The organism is Chryseobacterium artocarpi (assembly GCF_001684975.1).
GTDB classification, from domain to species: Bacteria; Bacteroidota; Bacteroidia; order Flavobacteriales; family Weeksellaceae; genus Chryseobacterium; species Chryseobacterium artocarpi.
This window is the reverse complement of the sequence record NZ_MAYH01000001.1, coordinates 530089-541864: the sequence shown is the minus strand read 5'-3', so window position 1 is coordinate 541864 and position 11776 is coordinate 530089. Positions and strand designations below refer to the sequence as shown.

Sequence of the window (11776 nt, the reverse complement as noted above, 5' to 3'; positions counted from 1 at the left end):
AAAGATACTATTTCAAACTCACATTCCTCATCTGTCTCATGATCCAATTGTGTTTCTTTCTTAAATAAGGGGATGGATTCTTTGGGTCATATTTCTTTGGATTCGGTAATACAGCTGCAATCCACGCAGCATCAGACGCGCTAAGATCTTTGGATGATTTTCCAAAATAATATTGTGCTGCGGCTTCTACTCCGAATACTCCCTGTCCCATTTCAATGGAATTCAGGTATCTTTCAAGGATAATATCTTTACTCCATACTTTTTCGATAATAAAAGTATAGACCGCTTCCAACCCTTTTCTTACCCAACTTCTACCCTGCCAAAGAAAAACATTTTTTGCAGTCTGTTGAGAAATTGTGCTTCCACCTCTTATTTTTTTGCCTTTCTCATTATATTTCATTGCTTTTTCAATAGCTGTATAATCAAAACCGTCATGATCAAAAAATTTCTGGTCTTCAGAGGCAATAACAGCCTTTTTCACATTATTTCCCATTTCGTCGTAGGAAATATAATCTCTGTGCAGTTTTCCGTACTCAAAGAGTCCTCCTATCTGTGTAAGGGTAATCGGTGGATTAAAAAATCTCCCCCAAATGATGAAAACTACGTTCAGTACAAGAACGATGAAAATAAACTGTTTAATTTTTTTCCACATAACGTTATAAAAAGGAAAGGCAAAAATAAGCAAATACTCCGAGTTACTGCAATTCTTTCATATAAGTAAACTGATAATTCGGTAAAAGTTCAGGATGGAAGATCTTAATGTAATCTTTAAGGATTAAATCTGCTCTTACTACACCACTTTCAAAGAAATCATTGGCTTGCTTTCTCTCTCTTCCAGCCATGGTATACAGTTTTCCGTTATTGAATACATCGAGCTTTCCGTAGAAAGGATTCATCTTCAGCATTTCATTTTTCGAAGTATGATTTCCTGCGTTTACCCAGTATTGAACGCCGCTTGTTTTAGCATATACTTCTTCAAAGCTCATTGTCAAAGCTTTTTCATCCTTATTATCTTTCATAATATAAGTAGCGTTAGCATCAGCAATATAGTGAGCTACAGACGTGTTTCCACCAGGAAGATACCAAACATCACCATACATTTCATTCGCCAGAACTAAAGGTTTGTCTTTTGCTTTTAATGCCAGTTGTTTTAAATCATTGTAGTTCTTCTCAACCTCCTGATATTTAGCTTCAGCTTCTTTTTCTTTTCCGAAGAGTTCCCCGAACAATTTTATATATGCCGTTTTCTGCAATGGTTGCTGTTCCATGTACTCATCAAGGAATACAACCTGAATTCCATTATTCTTCAACAATTGATAAGCATTATCGAAACTTGCAATATAATTGGTGAAAATAGCATCCGGTTTCATGGAAATAATTTTCTCCACATCATATTTCTGATCACTTCCTACATTCTGGATTTTTCCTTCTTTGATCAGATTCTGGATTTTTTCTGAATAAATATACTCTGGACTTGACACTCCAATGATTAAATTTTCTGCTCCAAGCTCTGAAATATACCCAGCCATACTTGCATTAAGTAAGATGATTTTCTTGAAAGGAGTCTGATTCTGCTTGAAATTATAGGTAAAATTTCCAGATTTCAGCTCCAGATTTCCATCTTGTTCCTTGTATTGGGTGCGATTTGAGATATTTGTCCAATCTGAGGACGAAATTTTTGATTCTCTTTTACAGGCAATTAGCGAAAATACCGTAAATAAAAGTAAAATTTTCTTTTTCATGTTTCAAAGAACGGAAAAAAGTGGTATATTTGCAACCGTTAAACAATAACAAACAAACGGGCTCGTGGCGCAACTGAATAGCGCATCTGATTACGGCTCAGAAGGTTACAGGTTTGAATCCTGTCGAGCTCACTTAAGGAGACAACTATTTTATAGTTGTCTCTATTTTTTTACGTATAAAAGTTTCTATATCAAACTTTTACAGCCTGACATTTTATGGTTTGATCACTCATGTATAGTATTTTCTTTCTGTTCGTAAAACTTGAACCGCAACATGAGTTTACAGAAATATTTTGATAGTTATCACTAAAGGACTTTTGACTACTGACATCATGTTGTCACAAACCAGACTTAAATTTGTCTCACAATTATTTATTAAACAATAAAAACATGAGAGACTTACACAGTACAGCATCCAATCAAACCGAATTTCCAAAGCCTACTATGATTTCAGTTAACAATGTAGTATTAGAAGTATTTGAAGCAGGAAAACAAAATTCAGACAAACCGATTGTTCTCTGTCACGGTTTTCCAGAACATGCATTTTCATGGCGTTTTCAGATACCAGCTCTTGTTGCAGCAGGTTATCATGTCATTGTCCCAAATCAACGTGGCTATGGTAACTCATCTTGCCCAACCGAAGTAACTGATTATGATATAAAGCACCTGACGGGTGACCTTATTGCTCTACTCGACTACTACGGATACAAGGATGCCACCTTCGTCGGTCATGACTGGGGTGCAAATGTTGTCTGGAATCTGGCACTATTGTATCCTAAACGGGTTAATAAGATAATAAATTTAGCTCTGCCATATCAGGAGCGCGGAGAACAACCATGGATTGAATTTATGGAAACCATATTTGGAGAAGACTTCTATTTTGTTCATTTCAACAAAAAAGTGGGAGTTGCAGATTCTATAATGAATGAAAACACACCTCAATTCATGCGTAACATATTTCGCAAAGATGTACCTCCCGCTCCACCTGCTCCGGGAATGCTAATGATCAATCTTGCAAGAGCAGAAAAACCTTTTGGGAAACCTCTAATGGAAGACAATGAACTGTCTGTATTTGTTTCTGCCTTTGAATTATCCGGGTTTACCGGAGCTATAAACTGGTACAGAAACCTTGATAGAAACTGGCACCTGATGGCGAACATAAAGCCAATCATTCATCAGCCAACTCTGATGATATATGGAGAACAGGATACGATTCCAAAGTCTGAAAACCTGAAAAATATCGTTCCTAATCTGGACATTGTCAGTTTAGATTGTGGTCATTGGATTCAGCAGGAAAAACCGGAGGAAACAAACCTTTCAATTTTAAAATGGTTAGCACAACAGAATGCATCATAAGGAAATTGAAACATATAGTCCACAAAGCCAAACAGATTGGAGACAATGGTTGGAAAAAAACCATCAGTCCAAACAATCTGTTTGGCTTGTCTTTTATACAAAAAAGTCGAATATCCCTTCATTAAGTTGGAGTGAAGCCGTTGATGAAGCTCTTTGCTTCGGTTGGATTGACAGCACAAGGAAAAAGATTAACGACATTTCGTTTATGCAGTTTTTTAGCAAACGTAAACCGAAAAGCAACTGGTCAAAAATCAACAAAGAAAAAGTCCAGCAGCTCATTGGCAACAAAAGGATGACAAAAGCGGGTTACGAAAGTGTTGAGATTGCGAAACAAAACGGATATTGGACAATCTTGGATGAAATAGAAGAAGTGATAATTCCGAACGACTTAGAAATTGCATTCGAAAAACATAATGGCTCAAAAGATTATTTCCTAAGTTTGAGCAAATCAACAAGAAAAATAATATTGAGCTGGATTATCCTCGTCAGAAAACAGGAAACCAGGCAAAAGCGCATAGAGGAAGTCGTAGAAAGTGCAGCACTGAATCTTAAACCAAAACATTTACGATAGAAAAGCCTCAAACGGGTAGCTATTAATAAAGACTAGATGAAATTTAAAAAGTTGATTTTTTTTGTTTTATTTGGTTCAAATTATAAACACAACTACCTTTGGATTAATAATCATCAGTTTATCAGGTAATTGTCATTCAGCCATCCCTCAAAAACAGTAATAATCTATAGATCAATGAGGTTCATTTTTTGTATCGAAATATTAAAAATTGTCAACAGGATTCAAACAAAAATATAAATAATTCATTTTCAAATACATATTTCTAAAATATTTTCTATATCAGTAAAAAAGGAGTTTGGATAGCGTCCTGTCAAGTTCACACAACAAAAAATCGTTACTTTTTAAGTAGCGATTTTTTTATTATTAAACATGATAGGATTAATTCCTGCTATACTATATAATTCTGTAAATTTTTTCGGATCCGGGGCAAAAGTTGGGACTAGTACAAAATCTATACTTTTTATTGAAGCAACAGGTCTTTTTTTAATCGCAAAGAAAGATGATTCAAATGTTTTATTTTAGGGAGCAAAGAAGTGCAACTTTGTCACTGAAGAAGCTTCATGGATATGTATTCGCTTAGAAAGAATCAATAAAATTGATTCTATTCTTTGCTCTTGAAAACACGAGATAAGAGGCTAAAAACTTTGCTTTAAATTAAATTCCATAAATACAATATTCCCCCAGCTTTTGAGACTGATTCATTTTTGCTCTTTATAGAAAATTATTTTTTGTTGGCTTCAGCGTATTCTTCATCTGAGACAGCCTCTAAATTGTTTTTATGATTTTCGCAGGAATCCCTCCCACCACAACATTATCTGGAACATCTTTGGAAACCACCGCTCCAGCTGCAACTACCGAATTTTCGCCAATCGTAACTCCAGGAAGAATGGTTGCACTGGCTCCTATCCACGCATTTTTTTTAATATGAATAGATTTTCCTATCAATCCTTTTCTGTGCTGAGGTTCTAAAGGATGATTTTCAGTGATCAGACTAACTTTCGGACCGATTAAAACGTCGTCTTCAATCGTAATTCCGCCCAAAGTAAGAAAGGTACAATCAAAGTTAATGAATACATTTTTACCGATGCTGAGATGCTTTCCGTAGTTGATATAAATAGGTGTAAATACCGCTACATTCTCCAATTTTTCACCTACAATCTCACTTAATATTTTTAAAATCTCATCCGGTTCTGTGGAAGTATTTAATAGAATCAACTGTTTCTTAACTTCATAAGAAGCCTGCAGCAATTTATGAATTTCAGGATCATCAGGCATTATTGTTTCACCATTCCGAAGTCTGGCAAAAATATCTTTGTTAAAACTCATTTTTAAATATTTAGAAAAATAAAAACGCTAAAAATCCGCCAATTTAAAAAGTGGATTTAACTATTGCAATGTTCAATTATTTTAAATTCGTTCTGAAGAAATTATCCAGTTTTTCAAAAGGAATCACATCCACTTTGTCATATAAATCTACGTGAACAGCATTCGGAATAATCATCAATTCTTTCGGTTCCGCAGCCATTTTGTAAATATCTTCACTCATATATTTGGAGTGTGCATTTTCTCCGGCAATCAGAAGCATTGGTCTTGGAGAAATTTCTTTGATATAACTCAACATCACCGAGTTGGCAAAAGATATCGAATTGGTTTTCGTCCAGCCTTTATTGGAGTTTAAAGAACGTTTGTGATACCCTCTCGGCGTTTTGTAATAATCAAAATAATCCTTTACAAACTGAGGTTCATCACCGTTTAATTTTTCAGGTAAATGGGTTGTCGGATATTCAGGCTTTCCATTTTCAGCATCCACCCAACGTTGCAGGCTCATTGTTTCGAAAGCTTTCGTACGTTCTTCAGAAGTCATTTTATCATAATAGCCTTTAGCGCTCACTCTTGAAATATCATAAGCACTTGTTGTCGCTACTGCTTTCACTCGTTTGTCGGCAATGGTTGCATTCAATGCAAAAGTTGCAAAGCCACAAATCCCAATGATTCCGATTTTGTTGCGGTCTACATTGTGTTGAAGTCCTAAGAAATCAACTGCCGCACTGAAATCTTCCGTATTGATGTCTGGAGAAGCAATATCTCTCGGCTCACCTCCACTTTCTCCGGTATAAGAAGGATCAAAAGCGATAACAGCAAAACCCCTTTCCGCCATTTGATTGGCATATAAACCTGAAGATTGTTCTTTCACCGCACCAAAAGGTCCACTGATTGCCAGAGCTGCCAGTTTTTCGTTCCCTGCATTTTTGGGAAGGTATAAATCTCCGGAAAGCGTTATTCCGTAACGGTTTTTGAAGGTAACGGCTTTTCGGGTAACTTTATCACTTAGCTCGAAAGTATAATGCTCGTTTTGTTCTGTTGCATTCATTTTGGTTTGATTTGATTTTTTATTCTGCGCAAATGCCTGTCCGATAAAAAGAAGGGACAGAGCCATCACTGTTGTTACTATTTTCATATCTGAATTTTGTTTAAAAATTACTAATACAAAATTAGAAACAGCGGATTGCTAATAGTTAATGATAATCAAACCAAAAATTAAGAAAATCAAACCTCCGTCAAACGAAAAGCTTTTGGATTGGTTCCTGTTTGCTTTTTAAAAAAGTTATTAAAATACGTCGGATAATCGAATCCGAGCGCAAAAGCAATTTCTGAAATATTCCAATCGGTGTGTTGCAACAATGCTTTTGCTTCTGTAAGTATACGTTCTGTGATATGAGCTGTCGTCGATTTTCCTGTAACTTCTTTTACTGCACGATTGAGATAATTGACGTGAACATTCAGATTCTTCGCAAAATCCTGAGCGGACTTCAATTGCAGAGATTGGTCTGTAGTTTCAATGGGAAATTGTCTTTCCAACAGTTCCAGAAAAACGGATGATAGCCTTGATGCCGCATTTTTATTCTGATCAAAATTTTCTGCAGGTTCCAGCTTCAGAGATTCATGAATGATAAGACTGATGTAGTTGCGTATCAGCTCATCCTTATAAACATAATCGCTTTCCTGTTCTGCAATCATCTTTTGGAAAATAGTATTAAGAAATTGTCTTTGCTCTTCGGCAATTTTCAGGACAGGAGTTCCACCGATTTTAAAGAAAGATGACTGCTGTAAACTTTCAGAACGTTCAGAATTCTTAAAAAATTCTTCAGAAAAAAGAATGGTATACCCTTTATAAGTTGTTGAAATCGTTTCCCAGGAATAAGGAATATGTGGGTTTCCGAAAAAAAGCACCGTTCCTTCCTGCTCGAAACTTTTATCAGAATAATGAATTTTACTTTTCCCGGTTGTAAGGCAGATTTTATAGAATTCTTTTCTGCTGTATACACGGGTTTCACTCCCGTCCTGCTCAATCTGGAAGGCACGGAAACCTTTTAGTTTTAATTCACTATTAAACTCCGAAACAACTCTTTTTACCTTTCCTTTCATTTTTCAAAGTTAAGAAAATCAAACTATAAATATAAATACTAAAATGTATTTTGCTATAGCTTAATTATTCCTAGCACTAAAAAAAACCATCCATATCTACTAATGAGATGCCATATTTATTAAAGTTTATTTAACCATTGTCATGTACCCTTTAAAACAAGGAGTACCATTTTTATTTATAACAAAATTAATTCATCCTTTATTAAAAACGAATTTGGGAAAAACATACTTTTTTAAAATATCTCTTTTCCCGAATACAACTTAGAATATGATGAATCCCTGCTAATCTAATCAAGTGGTTTCTTTCCGGTAATAATATTATAAAGAACCACAATAATTGCGATTACCAATAGAACATGTACTAAATATCCTGTACTAATCCCCGGTATGATTCCTAAAATTCCTAAAAGCCACACCACAATACAGATAACTGCTACTAACCATAATATACTTCTCATAACAAAAAAATTAAAGTTATACAATAAAAATAGTCTCATTGCCCAGCTATTGGGACCTCATCTACCCAAAGGTATCTCTTTAAAAATGTTTTATTTATGATTCAGGTCATAAACAGAATTCTATTCTTTAATTAGCTCTACACAACCGTCATCCATATTTATTTCCAGCATTATTTATGAGACTGTCTCAAAAGTGTCATTCTGAATGAAATGCAATGTAATGAAGAATCTCAAACAATTGACCAACAATGAGATCCTTCCTTCGTCAGAATGACAAAAGCTAAATTATTTTGACTTTTGAGACAGCCTCTTTTTATTATCACATAGAATAGAATCATTTAATATTGCTCTGCCAATTATTTTTTTTGGTCGAAGGATCAGCCTTATTGAAGGATTATTTGTAATAAATAATCTTAACCAATCCAGGGCTAAACGGAGCTTATTTCGAAAACCTACCAAAGGAATAATATGAATAAACAGCCAGGTTAGCCAAGCTGTAACTCCCTTAAATGAAAATCCCGGAAGATCTACTACTGCATTGAATTTTGAAATAATGGCCATTGTTCCTTTATCTTTATATATAAATGGAGATAGGATTTTTTCATCTTCAATTCTTTTAAAATTCTTCCCTAAATTTTTACCTTGCTGAATAGCAACCTGTGCTAATTGAGGATGACCTTTAGGGTATTTTTCTTCCGTGGTCTGCAAGCATATATCTCCCAAAGCATAAATATGATCCGTTTCTTTAACTCTATTGTATTCATCTACTAAAATCCTTCTCCCTTTTCCTATACTTTCCAGAGGTAGCCCTTTTACTTCCCGTCCAATGACTCCTGATGTCCATATTAATGTTTCTGTTTCAATAGATTTTCCATCCGCCAGTATGACTTTTGAATCTACATAATCTTTCACTGCAACATTTAAAATAATTTTAACCCCAAGCTTATCCAATTTATCATAAGCTGCTTCCTGAGCCATCTTACTCATGGGAGAAAGTAAAGAAGGAAGTGCATCAATAAGATAAATATGAGAAAAACTCCTATTAATTTCGGGATATTCTTTCTCTGCTATATATTGTCCCATTTCAGCAATCATTCCCGCCAGTTCTACTCCTGTGGGACCACCTCCTGCAATCACGATATTCTGCAACTTCGGTGAGTCTTTCACATTCTTATTTCTTGCTGCTTCTTCCATGGTCAAAAGCATATAATTTCTTACATAAATTGCTTCATCAATAGTTTTCATAGGCAGGGCGCATTTCTGGACATTTTCCATTCCAAAGAAGTTAGATTCTGTTCCCATCGCTAAAACGAGCTCATCATATTGAAGTTCTCCATTCTCCGTTTCTATCGTTTTGGTTTCAGGAATCACCCTCACTAAACTTCCCATGTAAAACCGTACGTTTTTATAGTTTGAAAATAACTTTCTGAACGGATAACTAATATTAGATGCTTCAATAAAAGAAGTGGCAACCTGGTAAATAAGCGGCGGAAAAAAATGGTAATTGTTCTTATCTACCAATGTTATTATAAATCTGTTATCATTTACCAAAGATTTTATAAGATTAATCCCTGCGAATCCTCCACCTACAATGACAATATGTTTTTTCATACCTGATCGATGTTAAAGTTAAAATACTCTCACCTTCTAAACCTTGAATTATCACTATACATTTCCTAATCTATTGATAGCCTTTAAAAGATCTATTCCTTTTCCTAAAATTGGCTTGAAGAGATCTCCCTTTTCCTGTAAACGTTCTGCCATGTTGTAAATAGTAAAATCAGTTGGATGAAGTCCTTTTTTTACTTCATTCCATTCTAATGGTGCGGAAACAGGCGCTCCGGGTTTTGGGCGTACACTGTATACACTTGCCAAGGTCTGCGCTCGTCTGTTCTGTAAATAATCCAGATAAATTTTATTTTTATCTCTTTTTTGAAGACTTCTTTCCTGTGTCGTAAGCTCTGGAAGTTCCTGATGAACCAGCTGCATAAGCACATGTCCAAAATCTTTCACCTGATCATAGGTATATTTCGCTCCCATAGGAATATATACATGTATACCGGAACTTCCTGAGGTTTTCGGATAGCCGATAATACCTGCCTTATCCAGAACTTCTTTAACAGCCAATGCAGTTTCTATCACCTCTTCAAATGTATTTTTTTCAGAAGGATCAAGGTCAAGTACCAAATAATCTGGAAAATCGACCTTTGGTATACGGCTTGTCCAGACATTCAGTTCAATACAGCCTAGATTATTCAGATAGGCCAATGTTTCTTTATCATTACAAATGATATAATTGATGTATTTGTCATTACTTTCAGAGAATATTTTTTGCAGATTCACCCAGTCCGGCGTATGTTCATCCGCATCTTTCTGATAGAAGCTCAGCCCTTCGATTCCATTTAGAAAACGGTTGAGTGATTGGGGACGGTTTTTCAGATGGGGCAAAATAAATTTCGAAACACTCTGATAATAGTCTATAATATCACCTTTTGTAATTTCGTCATCAGGAAAATATATTTTATTCTGATTGGTAAGGGTAACCTGCTGTTTTCCGATTTTCCTGACTTTATCTGTTGCTTTTTTTGTCGTTGCTTTAGCTTTCATTTCAGGCTGTTTTTGAGGTGAATCCGTATCAAATTTTACATCTCTATTATCAATATCTTCTCTTAGTCTTAAAAAAACCGGATGCCGGTAGATATGGTCTTTCGTAAGTTCTGTATATTTTATCTCAGCTACCAATTCAGGTTGAAGCCATGTTGCTTTGGAATTGGTTTTAGGAGTTATTTTAAATGCCGATTGCTTCACCATCAGAGGTTGTAATTTCTGATAAATCTCTTTAAGGCTTCGCTCTGTAAATCCTGTTCCTGTATGTCCGCAAAATATGAGTTCCCCATTCAGGTATTTCCCTAAAATAAGGGACCCGAAGTGTTTTCTTGAGCCTTTTGGAGTAGTAAAACCACAGATCAGTGCTTCGTCACTTTTATGGATCTTTATTTTCAGCCATTCGGAGCTTCTGATGTTTTCTTTGTATTCACTGTCAGCTTTTTTAGCAATAATTCCTTCCAGTCCCATATTTTCGGCGACCTGGAAGAAATCCTTTCCGTTTTGAAGAACATGGTCGTGATACTTAATGACATCATCTTCAATCAGAGCATCTTTAAGCAGTTCTTTTCGCTGTAGGTAAGAAAGATTTTCTGTGGAATGTCCGTTCAGCCATAGCAAATCGAACACCTGATAGATGAGAACCAGGTCTGTATTTTGTTCCGCAATTCTCTGCAGCCATTGGAAATTAGGTTTTCCTTTATCATCATATGCAACGATTTCACCATCCAGAACCATTTCGTGACTCTGAATTTTGAGTGCATCTGCAACTTTTTTAAATGACTTTGAAAAATCCAGTCCGTTTCTGGAATACAGCCTGATTTCACCATTTCTGGTATCGGCAATCGCTCTATATCCATCCCATTTTATTTCAAAAGCCCAATCTTTGTCGTCAAACGGTTTTTCGCTTGTTTTACAGAGCATGGGCTTTATAAAATCGGGAAGTTTTCTCTCTCCGGAAAGTGCCGGCGTATAATTTTTGTAATGCTTTAAGCTTTCGGCGGTATTATTTTTTTTTTACTGCTTTTCTCCTGGAGATAAGCTGTGACTTTAGAATTTTTTGAAGTATGTTCTTCAGCATCATAGTCTTCTGCAACGGCATAGCGGTCTTTATGTTTGATAAGAAGCCATGCGTTTTCGTCTGTTGAATTTTTAATTTTCACCAAAGCAAACTCACCTTTCAGTTTTTTACCATGCAAAATAAACTTAAGGGATTGCTTATGCAGTTCTGAACGCATTACCAGATCATCGCTTTTTCCGTCTATTTTTTCCAAAGGTTCATAGGTTCCCTCATCCCAGATTTCCACTTCACCGGCACCGTAATTTCCTTTGGGAATACTTCCTTCGAATGTGCGATATTCATAAGGATGATCTTCCACCATCATTGCCAGTCTTTTATCTGAAGGATTAAGGGAAGGACCTTTCGGAACGGCCCAGCTTTTAAGAACTCCTTCCATTTCCAGTCGAAAATCGTAATGCAGACGTGTTGCTGCATGACGCTGAATCACAAATCTCAGTTTTGTTTTACTTTCTATTTCTTTGCCTTCCGGTTCGGAAGTTGCCTTAAAGTCTCTCTTTTTATGATATTCTTCTAATGGCATCTTACAAAAATTTAAAGT

At 35.6% G+C, this 11776-nt stretch carries 11 protein-coding genes and 1 tRNA gene; 3 read left to right on the top strand and 9 right to left on the bottom strand.

All coding sequences use genetic code 11. From position 1 onward, the window contains the following. Positions 1–7 precede the first annotated feature (7 nt). Both mtgA and BBI01_RS02275 read right to left on the bottom strand, forming a co-directional pair. A complete protein-coding gene (gene mtgA, locus BBI01_RS02280; RefSeq protein ID WP_065393063.1) occupies positions 8–652 on the bottom strand; it encodes a monofunctional biosynthetic peptidoglycan transglycosylase in 645 nt (214 codons plus the stop codon). 43 nt (positions 653–695) lie between these two features. Then, positions 696–1742 carry an ABC transporter substrate-binding protein gene (locus tag BBI01_RS02275; RefSeq protein ID WP_065393062.1) on the bottom strand — a complete coding sequence of 349 codons (1047 nt, stop codon included), beginning with the start codon at positions 1740–1742 and terminating at the stop codon, positions 696–698. A 58-nt stretch (positions 1743–1800) separates the two neighbouring features. Here BBI01_RS02275 and BBI01_RS02270 point away from each other — a divergent pair. From BBI01_RS02270 to BBI01_RS02260, 3 genes are all read left to right on the top strand, one after another. After that, positions 1801–1874: transfer RNA gene (locus BBI01_RS02270), tRNA-Arg, on the top strand. Positions 1875–2132: 258 nt separating this feature from the next. Further along, the gene (locus tag BBI01_RS02265) at positions 2133–3098 is read left to right on the top strand and encodes an alpha/beta fold hydrolase (protein ID WP_065393061.1); all 966 of its coding nucleotides are present in this window, start codon (positions 2133–2135) and stop codon (positions 3096–3098) included. Continuing rightward, positions 3088–3669, top strand: coding sequence for a YdeI/OmpD-associated family protein (locus tag BBI01_RS02260; RefSeq protein ID WP_065393060.1), 582 nt, complete (start codon positions 3088–3090; stop codon positions 3667–3669). Before BBI01_RS02265 ends, BBI01_RS02260 begins: the two co-directional genes overlap by 11 nt. A gap of 765 nt (positions 3670–4434) precedes the next feature. Here the strand turns inward: BBI01_RS02260 and BBI01_RS02255 are convergent. The 7 genes from BBI01_RS02255 to BBI01_RS02230 all read right to left on the bottom strand — a co-directional run bounded on the left by BBI01_RS02255 (position 4435) and on the right by BBI01_RS02230 (position 11758). After that, a complete protein-coding gene (locus BBI01_RS02255; RefSeq protein WP_065393059.1) occupies positions 4435–4995 on the bottom strand; it encodes a sugar O-acetyltransferase in 561 nt (186 codons plus the stop codon). A gap of 76 nt (positions 4996–5071) precedes the next feature. Continuing rightward, the gene (locus BBI01_RS02250) at positions 5072–6127 is read right to left on the bottom strand and encodes an alpha/beta hydrolase (protein ID WP_065393058.1); all 1056 of its coding nucleotides are present in this window, start codon (positions 6125–6127) and stop codon (positions 5072–5074) included. Positions 6128–6216: 89 nt separating this feature from the next. Continuing rightward, complete coding sequence (locus BBI01_RS02245; protein ID WP_065393057.1) at positions 6217–7095, bottom strand: helix-turn-helix domain-containing protein; 879 nt, start codon at positions 7093–7095, stop codon at positions 6217–6219. 287 nt (positions 7096–7382) lie between these two features. Next, the gene (locus BBI01_RS22445; protein ID WP_123862057.1) at positions 7383–7553 is read right to left on the bottom strand and encodes a lmo0937 family membrane protein; all 171 of its coding nucleotides are present in this window, start codon (positions 7551–7553) and stop codon (positions 7383–7385) included. Positions 7554–7838: 285 nt separating this feature from the next. Beyond that, complete coding sequence (locus BBI01_RS02240) at positions 7839–9164, bottom strand: NAD(P)/FAD-dependent oxidoreductase (RefSeq protein WP_083189988.1); 1326 nt, start codon at positions 9162–9164, stop codon at positions 7839–7841. 54 nt (positions 9165–9218) lie between these two features. Next, a complete protein-coding gene (gene ligD, locus BBI01_RS02235) occupies positions 9219–11081 on the bottom strand; it encodes a DNA ligase D (RefSeq protein ID WP_065393056.1) in 1863 nt (620 codons plus the stop codon). A 65-nt stretch (positions 11082–11146) separates the two neighbouring features. Beyond that, a complete protein-coding gene (locus BBI01_RS02230; RefSeq protein WP_065393055.1) occupies positions 11147–11758 on the bottom strand; it encodes a DNA polymerase ligase N-terminal domain-containing protein in 612 nt (203 codons plus the stop codon). Positions 11759–11776: the final 18 nt, after the last annotated feature.